This is a genomic window from Campylobacter coli (genome assembly GCF_009730395.1).
In the GTDB taxonomy this organism is placed as follows: domain Bacteria; phylum Campylobacterota; class Campylobacteria; order Campylobacterales; family Campylobacteraceae; genus Campylobacter_D; species Campylobacter_D coli.
Map to the genome: position 1 here is coordinate 1,577,532 of NZ_CP046317.1, position 24,132 is coordinate 1,601,663.

General features: G+C 32.3%; 25 protein-coding genes. 5 read left to right on the forward strand and 20 right to left on the reverse strand.

The window, feature by feature from the left end:
* Window positions 1-2: 2 nt before the first annotated feature.
* The gene (locus FOC43_RS08065; protein WP_002786541.1) at window positions 3-638 is read right to left on the reverse strand and encodes a bacteriohemerythrin; all 636 of its coding nucleotides are present in this window, start codon (window positions 636-638) and stop codon (window positions 3-5) included.
* Between the two features lie 335 nt (window positions 639-973).
* Here FOC43_RS08065 and mutY point away from each other — a divergent pair, with 335 nt between their 5' ends.
* Window positions 974-1,981, forward strand: a complete 1,008-nt coding sequence (gene mutY, locus FOC43_RS08070) for an A/G-specific adenine glycosylase (RefSeq protein ID WP_002781386.1) — start codon at window positions 974-976, stop codon at window positions 1,979-1,981.
* Here mutY and FOC43_RS08075 read toward each other — a convergent pair.
* Complete coding sequence (locus FOC43_RS08075) at window positions 1,967-3,229, reverse strand: MFS transporter (RefSeq protein ID WP_002778940.1); 1,263 nt, start codon at window positions 3,227-3,229, stop codon at window positions 1,967-1,969. The genes mutY and FOC43_RS08075 overlap by 15 nt on opposite strands.
* 169 nt (window positions 3,230-3,398) lie before the next feature.
* Here FOC43_RS08075 and FOC43_RS08080 point away from each other — a divergent pair, with 169 nt between their 5' ends.
* Window positions 3,399-4,256 carry an SPASM domain-containing protein gene (locus tag FOC43_RS08080; protein WP_002781398.1) on the forward strand — a complete coding sequence of 286 codons (858 nt, stop codon included), beginning with the start codon at window positions 3,399-3,401 and terminating at the stop codon, window positions 4,254-4,256.
* On the opposite strand, the gene FOC43_RS08085 is transcribed toward FOC43_RS08080, so the two are convergent.
* From FOC43_RS08085 to FOC43_RS08100, 4 genes are read right to left on the reverse strand one after another with little or no spacing between them, the layout of a single operon-like run.
* Window positions 4,253-5,059: an ABC transporter substrate-binding protein gene (locus FOC43_RS08085; RefSeq protein ID WP_002781400.1), complete on the reverse strand. Its 807-nt coding sequence runs from the start codon at window positions 5,057-5,059 to the stop codon at window positions 4,253-4,255. The genes FOC43_RS08080 and FOC43_RS08085 overlap by 4 nt on opposite strands.
* Window positions 5,056-5,832 carry an ABC transporter ATP-binding protein gene (locus tag FOC43_RS08090; protein WP_025431480.1) on the reverse strand — a complete coding sequence of 259 codons (777 nt, stop codon included), beginning with the start codon at window positions 5,830-5,832 and terminating at the stop codon, window positions 5,056-5,058. Before FOC43_RS08090 ends, FOC43_RS08085 begins: the two co-directional genes overlap by 4 nt.
* Window positions 5,832-6,818: a FecCD family ABC transporter permease gene (locus FOC43_RS08095; protein WP_002779522.1), complete on the reverse strand. Its 987-nt coding sequence runs from the start codon at window positions 6,816-6,818 to the stop codon at window positions 5,832-5,834. Before FOC43_RS08095 ends, FOC43_RS08090 begins: the two co-directional genes overlap by 1 nt.
* Entirely contained in the window at window positions 6,793-8,907 is a 2,115-nt protein-coding gene (locus tag FOC43_RS08100) for a TonB-dependent receptor (RefSeq protein WP_002789764.1), read from the reverse strand. The genes FOC43_RS08095 and FOC43_RS08100 overlap by 26 nt, the downstream gene beginning before the upstream one ends.
* Before the next feature lie 203 nt (window positions 8,908-9,110).
* Between FOC43_RS08100 and FOC43_RS08105 the strand changes: the two genes are divergently transcribed.
* The gene (locus tag FOC43_RS08105) at window positions 9,111-9,866 is read left to right on the forward strand and encodes a HugZ family heme oxygenase (RefSeq protein ID WP_002779524.1); all 756 of its coding nucleotides are present in this window, start codon (window positions 9,111-9,113) and stop codon (window positions 9,864-9,866) included.
* A gap of 30 nt (window positions 9,867-9,896) precedes the next feature.
* Here the strand turns inward: FOC43_RS08105 and prfA are convergent, their stop codons facing one another.
* The 6 genes from prfA to FOC43_RS08135 all read right to left on the reverse strand — a co-directional run bounded on the left by prfA (window position 9,897) and on the right by FOC43_RS08135 (window position 14,968).
* Complete coding sequence (prfA, locus tag FOC43_RS08110) at window positions 9,897-10,964, reverse strand: peptide chain release factor 1 (RefSeq protein WP_002779525.1); 1,068 nt, start codon at window positions 10,962-10,964, stop codon at window positions 9,897-9,899.
* A 16-nt stretch (window positions 10,965-10,980) separates the two neighbouring features.
* A complete protein-coding gene (gene rpsT / locus FOC43_RS08115; RefSeq protein ID WP_002779526.1) occupies window positions 10,981-11,244 on the reverse strand; it encodes a 30S ribosomal protein S20 in 264 nt (87 codons plus the stop codon).
* A gap of 76 nt (window positions 11,245-11,320) precedes the next feature.
* Complete coding sequence (locus FOC43_RS08120; RefSeq protein WP_002779527.1) at window positions 11,321-11,821, reverse strand: phosphatidylglycerophosphatase A family protein; 501 nt, start codon at window positions 11,819-11,821, stop codon at window positions 11,321-11,323.
* A gap of 9 nt (window positions 11,822-11,830) precedes the next feature.
* Window positions 11,831-12,991 carry a sulfate adenylyltransferase gene (locus FOC43_RS08125; RefSeq protein WP_002781410.1) on the reverse strand — a complete coding sequence of 387 codons (1,161 nt, stop codon included), beginning with the start codon at window positions 12,989-12,991 and terminating at the stop codon, window positions 11,831-11,833.
* Complete coding sequence (locus tag FOC43_RS08130) at window positions 12,969-13,856, reverse strand: DNA-binding transcriptional response regulator (protein ID WP_002779529.1); 888 nt, start codon at window positions 13,854-13,856, stop codon at window positions 12,969-12,971. Before FOC43_RS08130 ends, FOC43_RS08125 begins: the two co-directional genes overlap by 23 nt.
* Complete coding sequence (locus tag FOC43_RS08135; RefSeq protein ID WP_002779530.1) at window positions 13,853-14,968, reverse strand: bifunctional 2-C-methyl-D-erythritol 4-phosphate cytidylyltransferase/2-C-methyl-D-erythritol 2,4-cyclodiphosphate synthase; 1,116 nt, start codon at window positions 14,966-14,968, stop codon at window positions 13,853-13,855. Before FOC43_RS08135 ends, FOC43_RS08130 begins: the two co-directional genes overlap by 4 nt.
* Before the next feature lie 119 nt (window positions 14,969-15,087).
* On the opposite strand from FOC43_RS08135, the gene FOC43_RS08140 reads away from it, so the two are divergent.
* Together FOC43_RS08140 and FOC43_RS08145 are read left to right on the forward strand one after the other, a co-directional pair.
* On the forward strand, window positions 15,088-16,194 hold the full coding sequence (locus FOC43_RS08140; RefSeq protein ID WP_002779531.1) for an Mrp/NBP35 family ATP-binding protein: 1,107 nt from the start codon (window positions 15,088-15,090) through the stop codon (window positions 16,192-16,194).
* 21 nt (window positions 16,195-16,215) lie between these two features.
* Entirely contained in the window at window positions 16,216-17,376 is a 1,161-nt protein-coding gene (locus FOC43_RS08145) for a tetrahydrodipicolinate N-succinyltransferase N-terminal domain-containing protein (protein ID WP_025443272.1), read from the forward strand.
* A 57-nt stretch (window positions 17,377-17,433) separates the two neighbouring features.
* Here the strand turns inward: FOC43_RS08145 and FOC43_RS08150 are convergent, their stop codons facing one another.
* Genes FOC43_RS08150 through hisG form a run of 8 tightly spaced genes read right to left on the reverse strand, consistent with a single transcriptional unit; the run spans window position 17,434 to window position 23,937 of the window.
* Entirely contained in the window at window positions 17,434-18,000 is a 567-nt protein-coding gene (locus FOC43_RS08150; protein WP_002788585.1) for a hypothetical protein, read from the reverse strand.
* A 1-nt stretch (window position 18,001) separates the two neighbouring features.
* Window positions 18,002-18,625 (reverse strand): bifunctional phosphoribosyl-AMP cyclohydrolase/phosphoribosyl-ATP diphosphatase HisIE, encoded by a 624-nt coding sequence (gene hisIE / locus FOC43_RS08155; RefSeq protein ID WP_002779534.1) that lies wholly within the window; start codon window positions 18,623-18,625, stop codon window positions 18,002-18,004.
* Window positions 18,626-18,627: 2 nt separating this feature from the next.
* Window positions 18,628-19,395, reverse strand: coding sequence for an imidazole glycerol phosphate synthase subunit HisF (gene hisF, locus FOC43_RS08160; protein WP_002779535.1), 768 nt, complete (start codon window positions 19,393-19,395; stop codon window positions 18,628-18,630).
* Window positions 19,377-20,105, reverse strand: coding sequence for a 1-(5-phosphoribosyl)-5-[(5-phosphoribosylamino)methylideneamino]imidazole-4-carboxamide isomerase (gene hisA, locus FOC43_RS08165; protein WP_002783459.1), 729 nt, complete (start codon window positions 20,103-20,105; stop codon window positions 19,377-19,379). Before hisA ends, hisF begins: the two co-directional genes overlap by 19 nt.
* On the reverse strand, window positions 20,102-20,689 hold the full coding sequence (gene hisH / locus FOC43_RS08170) for an imidazole glycerol phosphate synthase subunit HisH (protein ID WP_002779537.1): 588 nt from the start codon (window positions 20,687-20,689) through the stop codon (window positions 20,102-20,104). Before hisH ends, hisA begins: the two co-directional genes overlap by 4 nt.
* Window positions 20,686-21,747, reverse strand: a complete 1,062-nt coding sequence (gene hisB, locus FOC43_RS08175) for a bifunctional histidinol-phosphatase/imidazoleglycerol-phosphate dehydratase HisB (RefSeq protein ID WP_002781423.1) — start codon at window positions 21,745-21,747, stop codon at window positions 20,686-20,688. The genes hisH and hisB overlap by 4 nt, the downstream gene beginning before the upstream one ends.
* Window positions 21,744-23,030: a histidinol dehydrogenase gene (hisD, locus tag FOC43_RS08180; RefSeq protein ID WP_002779539.1), complete on the reverse strand. Its 1,287-nt coding sequence runs from the start codon at window positions 23,028-23,030 to the stop codon at window positions 21,744-21,746. The genes hisB and hisD overlap by 4 nt, the downstream gene beginning before the upstream one ends.
* A gap of 7 nt (window positions 23,031-23,037) precedes the next feature.
* Entirely contained in the window at window positions 23,038-23,937 is a 900-nt protein-coding gene (gene hisG / locus FOC43_RS08185) for an ATP phosphoribosyltransferase (RefSeq protein ID WP_002779540.1), read from the reverse strand.
* Between the last annotated feature and the right edge of the window lie 195 nt (window positions 23,938-24,132).

Consider the following 24,132-nt stretch of genomic DNA (forward strand, 5'->3'; position numbering starts at 1 on the left):
CTTTATCCCTTATAAGTTTTTTCTTGGCTTCTAATAAAAAATAAAAGCTCTTGACATTTTTTACATCTCATAACCTTGCCTTCATTGGTAATACTTTCATGCTCTTTAAAGCTTAACCTATGATCTATCTTGCAAGGACAAGAATAGATAAATTCGAAATTTTCCTCCTGTGTTAGGGTTTGTTTTGGTGGCAAATCGTTTAACTCAAGTGCTTTATTTTCATCTTTTTTTAAATTCTCATTTACCCAAGCAATAATCATAACATCATGGCTTAAAATATGCCTAGAAAGCCATTTTGACATGATAGAGTATAGTTTTTCTTTTAAATCATTTGTAGATTTTATATTTTGTATCAATTGAAACATTTCATGTATGATATTTTTATGTATTTGTTTGTGCTCGTAAAGGCGTGGATATTGAATTTCTTGCATAAATTCTTCCTCATCATGAAAATGTTCTTTCATATAAGCAAAGAGTTCGGTTAAAATTTCTTTTAATTCATCGCGCTTAACAAATTTAAAAACCGCATTTTCAACTTGTGCTGCAGGTTCGAAGAGTCTTTGGTGTTGGGTATCGATTTTTTGATGGTTGATATTATAGCGTTCATCCCAAAGGGGAATTAGCTTATGATGATCCATTGATTTAACCCTTTAAATGCGTTTAAAAATACTGATTTAAATAATTATAATAAAGAATATAATTTTGAAAATTAAAAATGTATTTTAAATATTTTATTCTAAATTAAAGCTTTGAAAATAACTATATTTCCTTGCTTTTTTATTTTTTATTTGAATTTATATTTAAGTTGTGTTTATTTTTGCATTTTTATTATTTGTAGCTTTGTATTGTATGTAAAATGGGATTTTTATATAAATTGATAAAATGATTTTTGATTTTAATTATTAAAATATCACTATAATACATTATAAATTTTTATGCAATTTTTGTTATACTCTAACCCATGCAAAAACAAATGATTCAAAATTTACAAGATAAATTACTTCTTTGGTATGATAAAAATGGACGCAAAAATTTGCCGTGGCGCAATTTAGAAAGTAAAGATTGTGATGAAAGATTAAAAGATATTGATAGAGCTTATGGAGTTTATATCAGTGAAATTATGCTCCAGCAAACTCAGGTAAAATCAGTTTTAGAGAAGTTTTATTTTCCTTTTTTGCAAAAATTTCCTACCTTACAAAGTTTAGCTAAGGCAAACGAAGATGAGCTTTTAAAGGCTTGGCAGGGGCTTGGGTATTACACTCGTGCTAGAAATTTAAAAAAAGCAGCTTTAGAGTGTGTGGATAAATTTGAAGGCAAATTACCCAAAAAACTTGATGAATTAAAAAATTTAAGTGGTATAGGAACTTATACCGCAGGAGCCATTGCTTGTTTTGCTTATGATCAAAAAGTTTCTTTTGTAGATGGCAATATACGCCGTGTGCTTTCACGCCTTTTTGCCTTGGAAAATCCGAAAATGAGTGAGCTTGAAAGAAAGGCTAAGGAGCTTTTAAATTTAGCAGATGCTTTTAATCACAACCAAGCCTTACTTGATATAGGTGCTTTAATATGTGTGAGTAAAAATGCAAAATGTGGAATTTGCCCCTTGTATGATTTTTGCCAAGGAAAATTCAATACAGAGCTTTATCCTGGAATTAAAAAAACATCTTATGAGAATGCAAACTTAAGTCTTTTTGTATTTGAATGGGATAAAAAATTTGCTATACAAAAAAGTCAAGATAAGCTTTATAAGGGTATGTATAATTTTCCTTTTTTTAAGAAAGAGGAAGGCGAAATTTTTAAAAATATGAAATTGTTAGGAGAGTTTAAACATCATTATACAAAGTATAAATTAAATATTAAAGTTTATCATCAAATTTTAAAAGAGGAAAATAAAAATTATCAATTTAAAAGCTTAAAAGAATTAGAAAGTACCGCACTTTCGATACTTTCTTTAAAGGCTTTAAGATTAATTAAGCTCTGATTTTTTAGGCAGGCACAAAGTTGCTATAAACATAAGCAGAGTAAGCACGGCGATATAAACAAAAAAGCCATTTTCCATTCCTGCATTTTTAAATTGTAAAGCCACCCAAGGTGCAGATCCTCCAAAGATGGCATTAGATATCGCATAACCCAAGCCTGTGCCTAAGGCTCTTACATGTTCAGGGAAAAGTTTGGCTTTAAAAATTCCAGCCACTGAAGTATAAAAACTTAGAATAATAAATAAAAGCACCACTAAGATAAACACTAAAGAAGTATTGCTTTGAGCATTGCTTGATATAAGATTGAAAATAGGATAAATTCCTACAAAAGCTAAGATACAAAAGATGATTAAGGATCGCTTATGTCCTATCTTATCGCCGATATATCCAAAAAGCGGTTGTATAATCATAAGTATAAATAAAGCACCTAAAAAGAGATTATTAACCAGTGTTTTATCCATACCTGAATTTTCCATAAAAGTTTTGGTATAGGTAGTGATAGTATAAAATGCCAAAGATCCACCTGCAGTGATACCAAGTACCATTAAAAATTGTTTCCAAGAGCTTGTAAATAAAGCTTTGAGTGTCCCTCTATCCTCATGTTTGTGAATTTGTGTCGCGCTTTCATTCATCACTTTGCGCACAAGAAGAGAGCCAAGGGCTAAAATTCCACCCACAACAAAAAGTATTCTCCAAGCATAATCTTTCATTTCATCAATGCTAAAAAAGAAAAGCATTATACTAATACTAGCTACTGCTAAAAGCTGTCCGCCTATGAGGGTTACGTATTGGAAAGAAGAGTAAAAACCCCGCTTGCCTTCTGTGGCAAGTTCGGAAAGATAGGTCGCTGCTATGCCGTATTCCCCACCTACACTTAGTCCCTGTATGAGTCTTGCAAGTAAAAGCAAGATAATAGCAAAATCCCCCACCACATCTTTACTAGGTAAAGCTGCTATCATAAAAGAGCCTAAAGCCATTAAAACCACAGATACAACCATGGATTTTTTACGACCCACTTTATCAGCTAAAGAACCAAAAAGCCAAGAGCCTATAGGACGCATAAAAAAGCCCGCAGCAAAGACTCCAAAAGCATTGATTTGCTGCACGATAGGATTATCAGAGGTTGAAAAAGTATGAGCAAAATAAGTTGCTGTAAAAGCATAAATATAAAAATCAAACCATTCTACCAAATTTCCGCTACTTGCAGCTACAATAGAACGGATTTTTTTCGCTCGAGTAAGTTCTTGCATAAAATTTCCTTCATTTTAAAGTTTTAATTTTTTCAAGTATAATGTGGATTTTATTTAAAAGTTTTGAAAATATATAAAATAATTAAAAAATATATAAAAATATGTATAAAATGTTACTTATTTTAATCTATTTTTTAAAATATTGCTAAAAAATACTCTTGGATACATAATGAAATTTAAAAAATTATACATAGAATTAAGCGATATTTGCGGTTTAAAATGTGATTTTTGCCCCTCAAAAAAAGCCTTGCGTGGAGTGATGAGTGTAGAAAATTTTTCCAAACTTGCAAGGCAAATTTGGGATAAAAGCGAAATTTTTACCTTTCATCTTTTGGGAGATCCTTTGCTTTTAAATAATTTAGAAGAATATCTACAAATTGCTAAAAATCATCAAATGAAATTAGAAATTACCACAAGTGGTTTTTATTTTAGTCCTAAAAATTCTAAATTGTTATTAAAATACGACAATATCCATCAAATCAATATCTCTTTAATGGCCTTTTTAAGTCAAAGCAAACTTTCTTTAGAGCAATATTTTAAGCCTATTTTAGAGTTTTGCAAAGAGCATTTAGAGTATAAAAAATCAAGCTTTATCAATCTTAGACTTTGGAATTTAGATACTAACTTTAAAGCCCCTAGCGAAAATTTGCCCATTTATGAATTTTTAAGTAAAGAATTTGGGGTTCGAATTCTTACACACTTGGCTAAAAATCGTCTTCAAAGGCATATTTTGCTTCATCAAAACAAGCTTTTTAAATGGCCAAGTTTAAAAGATAAGCCCCTTTATACTCAAGGAAAATGCCATGCTTTAAAAGAGCAAATAGGCATTTTAAGTGATGGCACGCTCGTGCCTTGTTGTTTGGATACTAAAGGCGATATATCTTTGGGTAATGTTTTTAATGCTGAATTTAAGAGCCTTCTTGAGTCCAAACGCATTCAAGAAATCAAAAAGGCCTTTGAAGAAAATAAGCGTATAGAAAAGCTTTGTCAAAGCTGTGAATTTTTTAAAACAAGATTGAGCGATTAAAAATTTTGATTTTCTAATCTTGTTTTAAATTCTTTAATTCTATCTATGATTTTTGGGCTTAAGCGTAACAATATATGAGTGTTTTCATTGTGATAAATTTGTCCCATTTGAGCTGCCTTTGTATTTTTTAACAAAGCATTAGCATTTAAAATGTTGCCATCTGCATTAATGCCTAAGATCAACAAATCAGGATTTTGTTTTAGGATGTATTCTGCTGAGATTATAGGGCGTGCTATTTCACTTTGAGGACTTAGGTTTTTAATGCCTATGAGTCTTAATATATCCGCTATTAAAGAATTATCATTAAAGGCCATGAGTGGATTACTAGAATAAAGGTAAATTCCGCTTTTATTTAAGGGATTTTTTTGCAATTCTTGTAATCCTTGTTCAAATTCTTCTAAAAGTTTTTTGCCTTGCTCTTCTTTGTCTGTGAGTTTTGCAAGAATTTGGATATTGCTTTTGATTTCATCAAGGCGTTGGGCTTTTAAATTGATACTTTTGATTCCAAAGTTTTTAAGCCCTTCTTCTAAATTTAAAGAATACGAGCTTAATATCACTAAGCTTGGCTTTAGGGCAACTATTTTTTCAAGAGAAGGGTGTGAAAAAGTTCCTACGCTAGTTATTTTTGAAGTTTTTTCTTCAGGGTAGATATTTGAGTGTTGCAAATTTGCAATACCTACGATTTGATCTTGTGCATTTAGCATAAAAAGTGTTTCTATACTTGCAGGATCAAGCACTACAATGCGTTCTTTGGCATTAAGTAGGGTTAAAAATAAACTCATAATGATTAAAATTTTTTTCATATTTTTTCCTTTAAGGCTAAGATATAAGGTTTTAAGTCTTTATAGACAATCTCGCAATTTAAATTATAAATTTCTTTTAGAATTTCTTTGGTAAAAAGCTCTTTTGTACTTCCAAAATACTTTATTTCTCCTTCTTTTAAAAACAATACCTTATCACAAAACATAGAGGCTAAATTTAAATCATGCAAAATCGCTACAACTGCGATATTGTTCTGCTTTATCAATCTTTCGCAAAGGCTTAAAAGCTCGATAGCATGGTTTAAATCAAGTGCTGAAGTGGGTTCATCTAAAAAAAGAATTTTGGGTTTTTTAAGCAAGGCTCTTGCTAAAAGCACTCTTTGAAATTCTCCACCACTTAAAGAAAGTATATTTCTTTCTAAAAAGTTTTCCAATTTTAAAGTTTTTGCAAATTTTTCAACTTCTAAAATATCTTCTTTAGAATAATCACAAAAAGCATGTTTTAAATTTGTAAATTTGCTCATTAAAAGCACATCAATAACTTTTAAGGGTGTGTTTAAACCCGAATTTTGAGGCACAAAACCGCAAAGTTGTGCAAATTCTTTAAGGGCAAAGTTTTTTATATTGGTATTAAAAAGCGATATTTCGCCCTTGCTTATATTTAAATTTTTTAGTATAAGCTTTAAAAGTGTGCTTTTACCCGAGCCATTAGGCCCTAAAATACCTATAAAAGCTTTATTTTGAAGCTCTAAATTGATATTTTTTAACAATTCTTTTTTATGATAGCTAAAACTTAAATTTTGTATCTTTAATATCATAAAAATCTCCTAGCACTTAAAGCCAAATATAAAAACACAGGAGCTCCAAAGAATGCGGTTAAAACCCCTATAGGAATTTGCACAGGGGCTATTAGAGTCCTTGCTAGAGTATCACAAATGAGTAAAAAAAGCCCTCCAAAAGCGGTACAAAAAGGAATAACCAAAGCATTGTCATAATTTCTAAGCAAGAGTCTTACGGTATGAGGGATTATAAGTCCTACAAAGGCTATGAGTCCTGTAAAAGCTACCGCAAAAGAAACTGCCAAAGAAGAAACTATCAAAAGATTGATTTTTAATTTTTGGGCATCAACTCCTAAATTTCTTGCCTCATCATCCCCGCTTAAAATGATATTTAATTCATTTTTATGCGCGTAAAAATACATAAGACAAAAAATCAAAGGCAAAATCAAAATTCCTATACGAAACCAAGAAGCTGAACCTATATTTCCCATAAGCCAAGCAACTATTTTAAAAGAATCTTCCCCTATAAGATAGGTAAAAAACGAGGTAAAAGCTCCTAGAAAAGATGAGGCAGCAATGCCTATGATGAGTAAAGTAGCTATGGAAGCTTTTGAAGATACTTTAAAGATCGCTAATGAAAAAATAGCAGAACAAATAAAGCCTAAAATTCCATAATAATAATCAGGCAGTTTTAACAAATACGCTAAAACAGATCCAAAGGTTGCTGCTGAAGCTATACCTATGATATAAGGATCTGCTATGGGGTTTGAAAATACATTTTGCGTTACTGCTCCACTGCTAGCTAAAAGCATACCGATTAAAATAGCCATTATAATACGAGGCAAACGCCCATCGATGATGATTTGACGCAAAATTTCATTTTCACCAAAAGCATAGGAGAGAAGTTCTTTAGGGCTTAAATTTTCATCTCCTAAGCAAAGTGCGATGATACAGGTGATTATATAGGCTAAAAAAAGCCCTATAATCACTAGATTTTTAGAACGCATATTTAAATTCAACATAGTAATTTCTACCATTTCCGGCTAGATATTGATCATTTGTGCTGTCTTGATAAGTGTAATATTGCTTATCAAAAAGATTGCGAATGCCTGCTAGAATTTGTAAATTTCTATAATTATAATTTACACCAATATCAGTTAAAAAATAATCCTTAATCCAAGAATTTCTAGACATCTTTCCTGTATTTTCGTCAACAACCCCGCCATCTTTTGCTCTTGAAAAATAGCTTAGATCTATATAGCTTGATAAATTTTTATTCCAAGCGTATTCTACTCCGGCTGTGGCTTTGATTTTTGAAACATAAGGAATTCTAAGTCCGTCATTAACACCTTTAGAAATTTGAGCATCAAGATAGCTTAGGCTTTCTTTGAGGATTAAGCTATCATTGAATAAAAATTGATGAAGGTTTAATTCCGCTCCTAAACGACGCGTTTGGTCGATATTATAATATTTCCAAAATGCTCCTCCTGTGGAGTGTGGATTTCCAAGATAAGAAATTTCATCCTTGCTTAGAGTGTAAAATAAAGTCAAATTAAAGCCATAAAAATCCCACCAAAAATCATTAATCCCAAGTTCGAAAGTATCAAAAATTTCAGGATCTAAATTGGCAGTGTAATATTTTTGAGTTGCTTGATCTTTGTTAACAAGTTGTGCAGGAGTTGGAGAGATGAAACCTCTTTCGTATTTAGCATATATATTTCCAGTATCAGAATATTTGAAATTTGGAGTGATTTCAAAGGCAAAGTTATTGCTTGTATCATCAGCGTCAAAAAGCTCTGGATTACTTGGTCGTTGTGTACCGCCCATTATCATTTTACTTGTGTAACTTCTGTGGGTATCATAAAGACTGTATTCGTATCTTGCACCACCTGAAATACTAAAAATATCATTAAATTGATGAGAGTCTAGAGCAAAAACAGAATGGCTTTGTTTATTCATATCCATTAGAGTTGTCATGGTATGACTCATTTGAAATGCTGGAGTGTTTACATTATAATGAACTATGCTTGTTCTTTTGGCATCATGATTTGCAAACTCATAGCCAAAGATAAAATAAGAATCATCTTTGTAATTGATTTTATTTTTTAAATTTATACCCGTAAGCGTATCTTCAAAACCGCTACCGGTTTGATAAGCTATGGTGCCCATCATTGGAATTTCATCTTTTAGATATCTTATTTTTTGATTTTGCCAAAATGCTCCGAGTTGAATTTCGTATAAATCACTAAAATAATGATGATAATCTAAAGCAATTTCAGGTCTATTGATTTGAGTGATATTATCACCACTTCCTTTTTGGGTCGGATCACTTTGAATTTGTGCTTTTGTAAGATAGCCACTGCTTGTATTTTTGCTTTCAAAATAATTATAATTTAGGGATAAATCACTATTATCGCTAGTATTTAGATAGGCTTTTGTATTGACAAAATAGCCTTTTTCATTATAACCCTCTTGATAGCCATCGCGGTTAAAGCCTTGTATATCAAAACCAAATGTTAGATAATCATTGATTTTTTTAGCCCCATAAACGCCTAAATTTCCACCTAAATTTCCATGATCGTAACTACTGCCTTTAAGACTTAGAGCAAAAGCATCGGATTTTTCTTTTTTTGTAATGATATTAATCACACCCCCTCTAGTGCCACTTCCATAAAGCACAGAGCCTCCCCCTGGTATGATTTCTATGCGTTCTATATTGTTTAAATTGACACTTTCTAAAGGAGTTACGCCATGAGAATTATCAAGCACATTAATAGCATTTCCATTTACCATAACTTTCACAGCTATATTGGACTTGCTTCCTTGTCCACGCATATCGATATTGCGTCCTAGTCCAAAATTTACAAAACTAATGCCTGAAATTCTTTCTAAGGCTTGTTCTAAGGTATTAAATCCTCTTTTTTCTAAGTCTTTACCATCGATAACAATTACATTACGCAAGTTATTGTCTGCATCTTGTTCAAATCCTGTTGCACTTACAACAACTTTTTGCATTTGAATGGCTTTATCATTCAATTCTTGTGCATTGATACCAGTGCTTAGTAAAAATACTAGTAAAGATAGCTTTAAAACTCTTTTGCTTGGATTCAAATTTTTACTCCTTTTAAATAAAATAAATAATGATAATATATATCATAATATTTGAAGAGAAAATTTATCTTTTATAAGCTTAAATTAGAATAAATTTTTGAAAATTAAACGATTTTAATCTTTTTAAGTAATTTTTAATTTGATAATTGATACCATTTTTAACTTATATTTTGTTCTATAAATTTAAAGAAAGGATAAAGATAATGAGTTTTGAAAGTATTATTTCTCATATGAACGATCATCATCAATCCAATTTGATCGATCTTTGTAAAAAATTTGGGGCAGTGAAGGATCCTAAGGGAGTAAGATTGGTCGGAGTTGATTTTGAGGGCTTGGATATAGCTTATAATGATAAAGAAAATTTACGCATAGAATTTCCTAAAAAAGCAAACGAAGAAACCCTTAAAGATGCTATTATCGAACTTTGTATGAGTGCAAAGACTAAAAAAGATCTTAGCGGAGTGGCAAGAGAAGCAAAAGAGTTTATGTTGAGTTTTAATTCGGTTTCTTTAGCGACTTTAAGTGCAGATAAAGAGGTGGTTTGTTCTTATGCACCGTTTGTAAATACTCCATGGGGAAATTATATTTATATCAGTGAAGTAAGCGAGCATTTTAATAATATCAAAGAAAATCCAAACAATATAGAAATAATGTTTTTAGAGGATGAAAGCAAGGCAGCTTCTGTTATACTTCGTAAAAGATTGCGTTATAAGGTTAAGGCTAGTTTTATCGAGCGTGGGGAAGTGTTTGATAAAATTTATGATGAATTTGAAAAACAAACAGGCGGCGAAGGCGGAATAAAAACCATACGCAATATGCTTGATTTCCATCTTGTAAAACTTGAATTTCAAAAGGGCCGTTTTGTAAAAGGTTTTGGACAAGCTTATGATATAGAAAATGAAAATGTAACCCATGTTGGTGCAAATAGCAGCCCGCACAAATTCCCGCATAAACACTAATCATTAGTCTTGTTTTCAAGACTAATGAAACTATAAATTTTGCTCTTGTAATGATTCTGCTTGATAATGTGCTATCAAAGGTTCGATAACTTCATCAAAAAGCCCATCTTGTAAAATAGCATCTAAACGATATAGGGTAAGATTGATGCGATGGTCGCTGATACGATTTTGTGGAAAATTATAAGTGCGTATGCGCTCACTTCTATCGCCGCTTCCTACTTGGGATTTTCTTGCTTCGCTTTCTTGAGCCAAACGCTCGCTTTCTTGCATTTCGTAAAGTCTTGCTTTTAAGACTTTCATAGCACTTTCTTTATTTTTATGCTGGCTTTTTCCATCTTGATTGACTACAACTATACCTGTAGGAAGGTGAGTGATCCTCACAGCAGAATCTGTAGTATTTACACTTTGCCCCCCGTGTCCTGAAGAGCGCATAACATCTATTTTAAGATCATTGGGATTGATTTCTATCTCTATATCGTCTACTTCAGGCATAACCGCTATAGTTATAGCAGAAGTGTGTATGCGTCCTTGAGATTCGGTTTGTGGAACGCGTTGAACGCGATGTGTTCCACCCTCATATTTAAGTCTTGAGAAAGCTCCTGCACCTTTAACTAGCATGATAATTTCTTTAAAACCGCCCACACTTCCTTCGCTAGAACTAACGATTTCAAGTTTATAGCCACGATTTTCAGCATATCTTGCATAGGCTTTAACAAGATCGCCTACAAATAAAGAAGCTTCATCTCCGCCTGTTCCTGCACGAATTTCAAGAAAAATATTTCTTTCATCATTCGGATCTTTGGGTAATAGCAAAATTTTAAGCTCTTCTTCGAGTTTGGGTTTTAATTCTTCTAAATTTTTTAACTCTTCTTTTGCAAGTTCTCCAAGCTCAGCATCATTAAGCAAAGTTTTGTTTTCTTCTATGCTATCTAGAGTTTTTAGGTATTCTTTAGCTTTTAAGACGATGGGTTCTAAATTCTTTTGCTCTTTAGAAAGCGCAGTCATTTTACTGATATCACTGATGATATCAGAACTACTAAGAAGAGAATTTAACTCTTCAAAGCGTTTTAAAAAAGGATCTAGTTTACTAGCTAACATTAAAAATTATGAAAGATTATGCAATTTTATTTACTAGAAGAGCTAGGCGACTTACACGACGAGACGCTGTTTGTTTTTTAAGAAAGCCACGACTTACCATAGCGTGAATGCTTTTGTTTGCAATTTTTAAAGCTTCATTAGCAGCGTTTTTATCGTTTTTAGCAGCAGCTTCTCTTACGGCTTTAGTGATGTTTTTAAGTCTTGTTCTATAAAATCTATTTCTTTCTGTTTTTTTGATAGTTTGTCTTGCTCTTTTTTCAGCAGATTTGTGGTTTGCCATTTATTTTCCTTTTTTGAAATTAAAGACTAAATTATATAAGAATAAAATTTAAAAATATATTAATTTAAGCAAAATTTCAAAATAAATTTATCAAGTCTTTATCCCAAAAGACTAAATCAAATTTAAGCAAAAAACCATAAATCACTGCACTTAAAAGCCCTGCAAACAATCCTGCTAGCATATCATCTAGCATAACACCCAATCCACCTTTGGTTTTTTTATCGATTTTTCCTATGATAGAAGGCTTTGTGATATCAAAGATGCGAAAAAACACGAAGGCCATAAAAAAATTCAGTAAAGAATTAGCGCCGCTTGCAGCGATGGCACACGCTAGAAAAACTCCTGCAACTTCATCAATTACTATATGTTTATCATCGTGAATCCCTGTTTTTCTTTCATAATCATCAATCACTCTTATACTAGCAATAAAAATTAAAATGCTGAGTAAAAATAAGGTAGTGATTCCTAGATATTTTAATATAAAAAAAGCAGGAATTAAAGCTGCTAAAGTTCCAAAAGTCCCCGGTGCTTTTTTTGCACACCCTGAATAAAAAAAAGTTAAAAAAAGTTTTTGCATTGTTTCCTTTCAAACCATATAAGACATTTGATGAGTTTCTAAAAGCTTTTGATAAAATTCTTCATCGCTTTTGTATTCTAAAATTCCATCTGTTGCAAAAAGATCATTATAGATTTTTTGCAAATTCTTAAATCGATTAGGAAAAATAGAAGATAAGATAATACTTGAAACTTCTTTTCGCATAAAAACAGCAGGAGGCACAATACCTGCTCTTAACAATTCTTTTAAGGATTGAGAATTATAATGTAAATGATGATGGCATCCATGAGGGCAAGATCGAGTACTTACTATCATACGACATGCATCGCAAAATACAAATTCAGGCAAAACAATCACTTCTATATCATAATCTTTAGAAAAATCATCCAGTATGGTTTTAGGCTGATTATCATCATAAAACATTCCAAGTCCTGTGTGATTTTGCCCTACGACAAGTTTGGTACATCCAAGACTCTTAGCCAAAATGCTTTCTAAGCTAGGATTTAAATGAGCATGGAAAAGATTGATATCTTTAAGTGGGAAGATAAAAATTCTATCCGGTGGCAAATAATTTTGAATAAATTTTTTCAAATAATTTTGCTTCAAATCAAAATCAAAGCCATTGGCATCAAAAGATTCTACAAGAAAAACAACAACCAAATCCGCCTTATCTATAGTCCAGCGAAACATTCTTTCATGCGCTCTATGCAAAGGATCAAAGCTTGAAACTATAGCGGTAATTTTATGAGCATTAAGATTTTCTTTGGTTTTATGAAATTCTTCTTTGATTTTTTGGATTGTGGAATTATAAATTTCTATCTCTCCACCGATACAAATTTCACCCATATCATCTAAAGAGCAGGTGTGTGGGCTAAAGATATTGGAAAAATTTTTATCATTTTTAAATTTACTTTTAAGCGTGATATTTCCTACTATTTCATCATCAAGAATGAGGTCGATTTTACTTCCTATGCGAATATCTTTAATAAATTCTTCTGAAACTTTTGGAGCAAAGGATAGAGGATAAGGAAAGCTTTCGTTGTTGGATTTGCCCGTTTTAAAAATTTGTTTTGTCTCATGTTCATCCATTAAATGAGTACAACTGCCAAGCAAACCCTCTTTGATAAGAGAAAGAATGCCTAGTTCGTTTTTGTCTATGATAATGCTTTTATTTTTTTTTGCTGATTTCATATTTTTTCCTTTTCTCCCATAAAGACTTACGAGAAATTCCTAATTTCTTTGAAAGATCTGTATCAGGAAAGACATTTTGATAATTTAAAATAATATATTTAACATATTCATCTATGGTTAAAATTTGATTACTATCGATATTTTTTTCATTATCACTAAGATTGATGCACGGAAGCTCTAAATCTTCTATATTTGAATTAGTATGTAAAATAACTGATTTGTTTTTGATAAATTCAAGCAATTTTTCACGCTCTAGTGGTTTTAAAACTTGAAAATTACTCAAGAATAAAAGATTGTTTTCCGTTGGAAGTTTCATCGCTTTTTCTACTGAATTACTCACAGATAGATCAACATAAGAAAGGGTGATATCGTATTCGTTGATATAATTAAATACAAAGGCATCAGCTGAGCTTTGTTTGTTGGATTTTAAAACAACAGGAAGTTTTAGTTTTTTATAGTTGTATTCTGGAATTTTAACTGTTTGAAGTCTTGATTTAATATAGCTTTTATAAGCTTTATTAAGAATGGAGAGCTTTTTAAAATCTTGATAATGTTTGATTTTTCGTATCAATTCTTCTATCATAAAAGGTTTTTGTATATAATCGCACGCACCAAGTTTTAAAGGATTTGAAACTGTGTCTGTGCTGATATAAGAAATAAGTAAAATAATAATGCTATGTTTAAATTCTGTAACCGCTTTTAAAAAATTACTAGTATTAGTAGAAAGTAAAACAATATCATAATATTTTTCAGGGTTACGCTCATCAAAAGAATTGATAATTTCGCAACTATAACCCACATCACTAAGCTTAATACTTATGCTTTGAGCTAGATAAATTTCATTTTCTATAATTAAAACTTTCATATTTTCGTCCAATCAAAATATTTTAAATTTGCGCTTGCTAAAACAGCCATACCTTCTTTACGCCCTATAAAACCTAGCTTTTCAGTAGTGGTAGCTTTGATATTTACTCTAAATTCATCGACATTAAGAGTATTTGCTATATTTTGAGCTATGGCTTCTTTAAAATCTTTAAGTTTTGGAGTTTGTGCCATCACGCAAATATCTATATTGACAAGTTCAAAGCCAAACTCCTTAACTCTTTTATATGCTTCTTTTAAAAGATTCATAGAATTTGCATTTTTAAATTTTTCATCCGTATCAGGAAAAAGTTCGCCTATATCTCCTAGACAGGCAGCACCCAAAATCGCATCGGTTAAAGAGTGAGCTAAAACATCTCCATCACTGTGTGCTTTTAAGCCCATAGTAGGATGAATTTCAACTCCACCTAAAAGCAAGGGGCGTTCTTCTCCAAATTCATGAACATCAAAACCATTTCCGCAAAAGATTTCATTACTTGGTCGAGGTAAATCAAGCTTTTTAAGATCTTCTTTAAAGGTTATTTTTCTAGTATTTTCCTCACCCTCAACAAACCAAATTTTTCCACCCACTGCAGATATAGCTGTGCTATCATCTGTGAAATCTAAATTTTGATTTAAGGCTTGTTTGAGTAAGCGAGTGCGTGAAATTTGAGGAGTTTGAATGAGTTTGATTTTTTCTCTTTGCAAGGCTTCATTTTCAAAAAGCGTGGTATCTGCGACTTTTAAAGCCGGAGTGATACAATCAGCTTTATCTAAATTTTCAATCAAACGATCAAACAAGCTTTTACTTACTAAAACTCTTGCTACATCACTTACCATTACAAATTCACTGTCTATGATTTCTAGGGCTTTTTTTAAGGATTCTGCCCTAGTGGCACCACCTTCAACAAATTCATAATTTCTAGCAAATTTTTTCATATAAGAAGTATTACTAGAAGTAACAACTATTTTTTTAAAAGGATAAAAAGTGCTTAAATTTCGCGTAGCATAAAGCCATAAAGGATCGTCGCCAAGGCGTAGAAATTGTTTTTTTACCCCCATATCAAAGCGAGTAGAATTTCCAGCTGCTAGCATAATCAAGCTAAGATTAGCCATTTTTTCCCTTTGCTATAATATTAATTTTATATATAATGTTACCATATTATACACTTATAAAAAGCTAAATTTTATCATTTTATTAGTAAAATTGATTTTTTAAAAATTAAGGAAAAGAGATGAAAGAGCAAATTTTAGAGAAATTAAAAAGTGTAAAATATCCAGGTTTTGATAAGGATATAGTGAGTTTTAATTTTGTAAAAGATATAAAAACCGAAAATGAGAATGTTATCGTTGAGCTTGAAATTGTTTCATCAAATCCGCAAGTAAGCGAAGAATTACGCAAAAATATTGATGAGGCTTTAGCTTCTTTAAATTTAAAGAATTTACAAATTCATATCATTACTCCAAAAATTCCTGAAGAAAAAAGCAATTCAAGAAGTGGTAAAAATATCGCACCTCAAGTAAAAAATTTCATCATGGTTTCAAGCGGAAAGGGCGGAGTAGGTAAGTCTACAACCACTGTAAATTTAGCTATTTCTATGGCTAAAATGGGAAAAAGAGTAGGGATTTTAGATGCAGATATTTATGGGCCAAATATCCCAAGGATGTTAGGTGAAACTAAAACTCAACCTGAAGTAGTAGGACAAAGATTAAAGCCGATTTTAAGTCATGGTGTTTATATGATGAGTATGGGGGTTTTAATCGAAGAGGGTCAAGGGCTTATGTGGCGTGGAGCTATGATCATGAAAGCTATCGAGCAATTACTTGCAGATGTGATTTGGCCTGAACTTGATGTATTGTTTTTAGATATGCCTCCAGGAACAGGAGATGCGCAAATTACTTCAGCACAAAGCATTCCAATTACTGCGGGTGTTTGTGTAAGTACCCCACAAACCGTTTCTTTAGATGATAGCAAAAGAGCTTTAGATATGTTTAACAAACTTCACATTCCAATCGCTGGCGTGATAGAAAATATGAGTGGCTTTTTATGTCCTGATAATGGCAAAGAGTATGATATTTTTGGTAAAGGAACAGCTGAAGATATGGCAAAAGCTTATAAGAGTGAAGTTTTAGCACAAATTCCTATAGAGATGATAGTAAGAGAGGGTGGAGATGAAGGAAAACCTGTGAGTTTTTATCATCCTGAAAGTGTAAGTGCAAAGCGTTATTTAATGGCAGCTGAAAAAATTTGGCAATTTATAGAAAAAATCAATAATGAAGGCGGTGCGGATAATTCTGCAATCCAACCTGTGATGAATGGAAAAAGTGCTTGTTCGCATTAAAATTTTGAAGGAGAAAAAATGATTATTAATACTAAAGAAGATTTTTTACTTTTAATCAAGCAAATTGAACAAAAAAATGGATATAGAAAACCTAAAGCTTTTGGTATAGCAAGACTTGATCGTGGTCAGCTTAATAAAAATAAAATTTTACAAGCCAGTTTTGCTTTGGTAAATTATGAGCAAAATTTTGGTTCTGCGGCGATTATGCTTGAAGCTTTTATGCAAAGGGGTGTTGAGATTGATTTTGAAGCAAGCGAATTTGTACAAATTCTTAAGCTTGAGGATATCGATTATGCGCTTGCTTGCTTTAAACCTTTTTTAGAAGAAGAGGGACATAAAAATATCGATATTTTAAAGATTATCAAAGATAAATTTAAAGATGACGAATTTGCTTTTGTATGTCTTTTTGAAGATAAAGAGCCTTTGAGTGTGGAAAGTGTTTATTTGAAACTTTATTTGCTTTCTACTAAAAAAGTTCCTTTAAGAAGTTTAAATTTAAATGGAGCTTTTGGACTTTTAAGCAATGTAGCTTGGAGTGATGATAAGCCTATCGAGCTTGAGTATTTAAGAGAAAATGAAATGCGTTTAAAAATGAGCAATCAATATCCAAAAATTGATTTTGTAGATAAATTCCCAAGATTTTTAGCACATATCATTCCTGAAGATAATACAAGAATTCTAGAAAGCTCTAAAGTAAGAATGGGTGCATCTTTGGCTGCAGGTACTACAATCATGCCAGGTGCAAGCTATGTGAATTTTAACGCAGGAACAACAGGGGCTTGTATGGTTGAAGGGCGTATAAGTTCAAGTGCTATCGTAGGTGAAGGCTCTGATGTGGGCGGTGGTGCTTCTATTTTAGGTGTTTTAAGCGGAACAAGTGGAAATGCTATAAGTGTAGGTAAAGCTTGTCTTTTAGGAGCAAATTCAGTAACAGGAATTCCTTTGGGTGATAATTGTATCGTAGATGCGGGAATTGCAGTGCTTGAAGGAACGAAATTTTTACTTAAAGATCGTGAGGAGCTTGCTAAACTTAATCCTTATTTTGATTTTAGCAAAGAGATTTATAAGGGCATCGAGCTTAAAGGCTTAAATGGGCTTCATTTCCGTCAAGATTCTATCAGCGGAGCGATGATAGTAAGTTTAAATAAAAAAGCGATCAAGCTTAACGAAGCTTTGCATTAATTTACCCTAGATTATCGACAAAAGCCTAATTTTAGGCTTTTTTGTCCATATTTTTCATTAAAATATAAAATTCAAAGGCCTTTTATAAGAAGGGATATTATAAAATTTACCTAAAAAATCGTAATTGTCAAAAATACAAAGTTGATAATAAAGGCAAAAAAAGATATAAGCTAAACCTGCACAAATACCTAGTAATGTAGTTATTATAAAAATAAGTTTTTTCCAAGTAAAATAAGAAATTTTCTTAAAACAAAAATAAATAAATTTAAAAACAAAGACAAAACTAAACAACACGCATAGCAAAGGCACTAAAGCTAAATGCCCATCTAAAGGCAAGGTAAGCAAGAAAAACACACAAAGGCTAAAAGCAATCCCAAAATAAAAAGTATTTATAAAATCTAAACTTTCTATCCTTGAAATAACTTTTTTCCACACTAAAAATAAAGGGATATGAATTACTAAAAGATAAAAATAATAAATACCTGCTCGTTTAAAAATTTCCATGTTTGTATGAAAACCTAACATTGGCACTTCAGATATATATTTTCTATGCATTAAGATGAAAAACATCATTAATGCAGGGTAGATAAAAAAGATCAAAAAGCCTAAAATGATATTTTTCAATTTATTCTTTATGTCTTTCTTTAAGCTTAGCGATGACATCTGAAAAACTTAAATTTGCATCTGCGAGTAAAACACTTAAATGATACATCAAATCAGCCGCCTCGCAAATAAGCTCATCTTTATCTTTAACAGTCGCTGCTAAGGCAGTTTCCACACCTTCTTCGCCGACTTTTTGTGCGATGCGTTTTGTTCCTTTTTTAAAAAGCTTTGCAGTATAGGAAGTGTTTTCATCCGCATTTTTACGTGAATTTATAAGTTTTTCTAATCTTGCTAAAAAGACAAAATCTGCATTTTTTGATACATTTTCAAAGCAAGAGATATTACCTATATGGCAAGTAGCTCCTATAGGATCAACCAAAATCAAAAGTGTATCATTATCACAATCAAGGCTTAAATCAACGATATTTAAAAAATTTCCACTTTCTTCACCCTTCATCCAAAGGCGATTTTTAGTACGCGAAAAAAATACGACTTTTTTACTTTCTAAGCTTTTTTCTAAAGCTTTTTCATCCATAAAACCTAGCATTAAAACTTCACAGCTTTTTGCATCTTGTATTATGACAGGGATAAGCCCATTTACTTTTTGCCAATTGATTTTTTCATTTAAATTTTGGAAATTTTGCATTTTTATATCCTTATACTTACACCTCGGGTTTTTAAGTAGTTTTTTAATTCTTTAATATCAATGATTTGTTGATGAAAAACAGAAGCTGCTAAAGCCCCATCCACTCCTATTTCAAAGGCTTCTAAAAAGTGTTCCATCTTACCAGCTCCACCGCTTGCGATCAAAGGTACTTTGCATTCTTTTTTTACAAGGCTTAATTGTTCTAAATCATATCCATTTTTAACACCATCTTGATTCATCATATTTAGCACTATCTCTCCAGCGCCCAAATCCTGTACTTCCTTAATCCACTCGATCGTATTTTTCCCGCTATGTTTACTCGTGTTTTCATCACCTGTGTATTTGAAAACCTTTAAATTTCCATTTTCATCTTTAAAGCTATCAATGCCCACTACAACACATTGTACCCCAAAACTTTTGGCCAAACGAGTGATAAGATTTGGATCGTTTAAAGCAGGGGAGTTGATAGAAATTTTATCCGCTCCATTAGCTAAGAGTTCGGCTGCATCTTCTTCACTTTTAATGCCGCCTGCTACACAAAAAGGGATATTGATATTTTTAGCCACTTCGCTTACCCATTCTCTTGAAATGCGTTCTTTTCTAGCACTTGCAGCAATATCATAAAACACAAGCTCATCGATCCCACTTTGAGAATAACGCTTTGCAAGCTCTACGATATCTCCCATATCTTTATGATTTTTAAACTGTGTTCCTTTTACTACTCTACCATCTTTTACATCTAAACATGCAATTATGCGTTTTGTAAGCATTTTATCCCTTCTTCTACGCTAAAAACTCCATCTAATAAAGCTTTTCCTACGATAACCCCACTACAAATACCCTTTAGTTTTTTAAGATCTTTTAAACTCGCTACACCTCCACTTGCTTGAGTGTGAATTTTAGGAAAGTTTTTATGGATGAGTGCGTAAAGTTCAGCATTGCTTCCTTGCATGGTGCCATCTCTTGAAATATCGGTGCAAAGTATGTGTTTTAGGCCTTTGATATTATAAAATTCCAAAACCTCTAAAAGTCTTTTATCGCTCGTATCTTGCCAAGCGTTAATAGCTATCATATAATCTTCTTTTAAAATCGTATCAAGCGCTAAAACGATAGCTTCGCTTCCAAAATGTTGCAAAATTTCAACACAAAGCGTAGGATTTGTAATTGCCAAAGAGCCGATCACTACACGCTTTACTCCACAATCAAGCAAAGCTTGTATCTCTTCTTTGGTGCGAATTCCACCGCCTACTTGCAAATTAACACTGACTTCATTTGTTAATTTTTCTATTAAAGCAAGTTGTCTTTTATTTGGATCTTTAGCTCCGCTTAAATCCACTAAATGAAGCCAAGTTGCTCCCGCGTTTTCATATTCTCTAAATTTTTCTAAAGGATCGTATTTGTATACTTTTTTTTGTTCATAATCACCTTTAACAAGGCGCACTACTTGTCCATCGATCAAATCAAGTGCAGGGATTATCATGCTATATCCTTAATGAAATTTGATATTAAAATTTCCCCCGCTTCTCCGCTTCTTTCAGGGTGAAATTGTACGCCATAAAAATTATCTTTTGCTAAACTTGCGCTAAATTTTACCCCATAATCACTTGTAGCTATGGTATAGTCATTTAATGCTACATGATAACTGTGTACAAAATAAAAATAAGCCCCATTTAAACCCTTAAAAAGTGGGTGTGAGCTTGCAACTTCATTCCACCCCATGTGCGGTAAAGAATACTCTTTTGGAAGTTCAAATTTTTGAGTTTTAAAAGGTATAATGCCTAGAGTTTCTTGATCTAGTTCTTCTGAAAAATCCCCTAAAATTTGCATTCCTAGGCAAATTCCAAGTAAGGGTTTTTTGGTATTTTTGATAAAATTTGTTAGATTAAAGCTTTCTAAATTGCTCATTGCTTTTGCTGCTGTTCCAACTCCTGGTAAAAAAAGCTTATCCGCATTTTCTAAATCTTTTAAATCTCTACTGATTTTAGCATTAAAGCCTAGTCTATCAAGACAAAATTTCAAAGATGCCAAATTTGCACATGCTGTATCGATGATGATCAGTTTCATATTACCCCTTTAGAGCTGGCTAAATTTTCACTTTCAATTTTTACAGCCATTTTTAAGGCTTTTGCAAAAGCTTTAAAAAGCCCTTCGGCTTTGTGATGATCGTTTTTACCTTTAACCTTTAAGTGTAAACTCACTCCCATTGAGTAGCTTAGCGAGTAAAAAAAGTGTTCTATCATTTCAGTACTTAATTCGCCTAATTTTTCCTTTTTAAATTTGGCTTTATAAACCAAATGCGGACGGTTGCAAAAATCGATCGCACAACTTGCCAAACACTCATCCATAGGCAAGACAAAGCCATATCTTGTGATGCCTATCTTATCTCCTAAAGCTTGTTTTATGGCACTTCCTAAAGCTAAAGCAACATCTTCAACGCTATGATGCTCATCAATTTCTAAATCGCCCTTGCAAGAAATTTCAAGTCCTATGCCCCCATGTACTGCGATTTGCTCAAGCATATGATCGAAAAAAGGAACTCCTGTATTAATAGCAATCTTTCCGCCATTTAAACATACTTTTACATGGATATTGGTTTCTTTAGTGATACGCGAAATGCTTGCGGTGCGAAAGGAATTTAAGATCTCTTCTTCTATCTCTTTCCAAGTCAAATTCTCGCTGTATTTTAACCCACGAACACCCAAATTTGAAGCTAGGATCATATCAGTATCTCGATCACCGATCACAAAGCTTTGTTCTTTATTGTAAAGATTGTGCTTGATATACTCATCTAAAAGGGCGGTTTTTGGCTTTCTACACTCGCAATTTTCATTTTCAAAATGTGGACAAATGAAAATGTCTTTAAATTCTATACCACAGCTTTGTAAAATATCCAACATTTTTTGATGTGCTATTTCAAAATCTTCTTTAGGAAAGCTTTGAGTTCCAAGGCCATCTTGATTAGAAACAAGCACAAATTTAAAGCCAAAATTTTTAAGTTTTAAAAGAGTAGGGATAGCACCTTTTTCAAAACGAAGTTTTTCAAGGCTATCGATTTGAAAATCGCTCTTTGGTTCTTCTATGATGGTGCCATCTCTATCGATAAAAAGGATTTTTTCACTCATTTTAGACTTTCTAAGCGAAAAGTTACTGCATTTTTATGTGCGTCTAAATGTTCATTTGCAGCTAAAATTTCAACACTTTTTCCTAAATTTAAAAAGCCTTCTTTGCTAAGTTCTTGTACGCTCATTCTTTTACTAAAATCAGCTAAACCCAAGCTAGAATGCGTTTTAGTAAGTCCATAAGTTGGCAAGACATGATTTGTTCCGCTTGCGTAATCACCCATGGATTCTGGACTTAACTCACCTAAAAATACAGATCCAGCGTGTTTGACTTTATCTAAAAGTTCGCGAGGATTTTGTGTTTGTATGATTAAGTGCTCAGGTGCGTAAAGATTTGAGATTAAAAGAGCTTCATCTAAGTTTTTTGCAATGATGATTTTAGAATTTGCAATGCTTTTAGACGCTAATTCTTTTCTTGGTAAATTTTCAAGTTGGCGGCTTACTTCATCACTCGCACCTTGTGCAAATTCTTTGCTTAAGCATACTAAAATCACTTGAGAATCTGCGCCGTGTTCAGCTTGTGAAAGCAAGTCGCTTGCTACAAATTTAACATTTGCTTTCTCATCTGCTATGACTAAAACTTCACTAGGTCCAGCTTGCATATCTATAGCAGCTCCGTTTATATCACTACTTACTTGGCGTTTAGCTTCGGTAACAAAGGCATTGCCTGGCCCAAAGATTTTATCTACTTTTAAAACGCTTTTGGTTCCATAAGCTAGTGCTGCTATGGCTCCTGCACCACCCATTTGATAAATTTCATCTACTCCGCAAAGCTTGGCGCAAAAAAGTGTGGCATCGTTTATTTTAGCAGGGCTTGCCAAAACGATTTTTTCACATTGAGCTATTTTTGCAGGAATTGCTAGCATTAAAACCGTTGAAAATAAAGGCGCCAAACCCCCTGGTATATAAAGTCCTACTTTTTCAATAGGGCGTGTTAAAACTTCGCATTTTACACCCTTGGTGGTTTCAATGGCTATTTCTTTTGGAATTTGTGCTTCGTGGAATTTTTTGATATTTTCATAAGCGATTAAAATCGCTTCTTTTAAGTCTTTATCCAAGCGTAAGCTTGCGTTTTCAAGCTCTTCTTCACTTACTTTAATGCTTGAAATTTGGGCTTTGTCAAATTTTAAAGCTTGTTCTATCAAAGCTTCATCGCCTTTTTCTCTAACTTCTTTGATGATAGAGCTCACTATCTGTGAAATTTCATCTTTTGCTGCTATTGCAGGGCGTTTTAATACTTCTTGTTTTTGTTTTTCGTCTAATTCGTTAAAATTTATTATTTGCATTTTTTACTCACTTTAACATTTTTTCAATAGGTAAAACCAAAATCGAACTCGCACCTTCTTCTTTTAAGGCCTCCATAGTTTCCCAAAAAAGATTTTCTTTACTTACCATATGCAAGGCTACATTTTTTTCATCGTGTGCTAAAGGCAAGATAGTAGGCTTTTCTACGCCTGGAAGTAGGGATTGGATTTTATCAAGTTTTTCTTTTGGAGCATGAAGCATGATGTATTTGCTTTCCCTTGCTTGCATTACTCCTGCAACGCGAAGCATGATTTTATCAACCAAAGCTTGTTTTTCATCGCTTAGAGTATTTTGCTTTTGTATCAAACAAGCACGAGATTGGTAAATAACTTTAACTTCTTTAAGATTGTTTGCTTGTAGTGTTGCACCGCTTGAAACAAGATCACAAATCGCATCGGCTAAATTTGCTCTTGGAGCTACTTCAACTGAACCTGTAAGCATACAATTTTTATAATGAATGTTGTTTTCTTTCATAAAGCGTTTTAAAAGCTGTGGATAAGAAGTGGCGATTCTTAAATTTTCAAAATCTTTCAAATTATCAAATTTTTTCTCTTGAGGCAAGGCAAGTGAAAGTCTACAATAACCAAAATCAAGCTTTGTTAAAAGCTTGTAATTTGCTTCCTCGCCTAAGCTTTTTCTTTCGAGTTCATTTTCTTCCAAAACATTTTCGCCTATAATGCCAAGATCTACGACTCCATCAAAGATAAGACCAGGTATGTCATCATCTCTAACTCTTAAAATATCTATAGGTAGGTTGGTTGAAAAAGCTATGAGACTTTGCTCATGTATATGCATTTTAATTCCGCATTTGTTTAAAAGTTCTACGGATTCTTTAGAGAGTCTGCCTGATTTTTGTATAGCTATACGCAAACGAGAATTTTCTTGCATATTTTATATCCTTGCATTTATAAAAATAAAAAATTATATTAGCATAAGTAGTTAAAAATTTGGCTAAAAATTATTTTTTAAATAATCATTTAAGAATTTTTATTTTTAGAATTGGATTTAAAAGATGATTTTGAATTTTTAGATTTATAAAAAGTTGGAGTAAATTAGAAAAATATAAGAAAAATGAATTTTAAA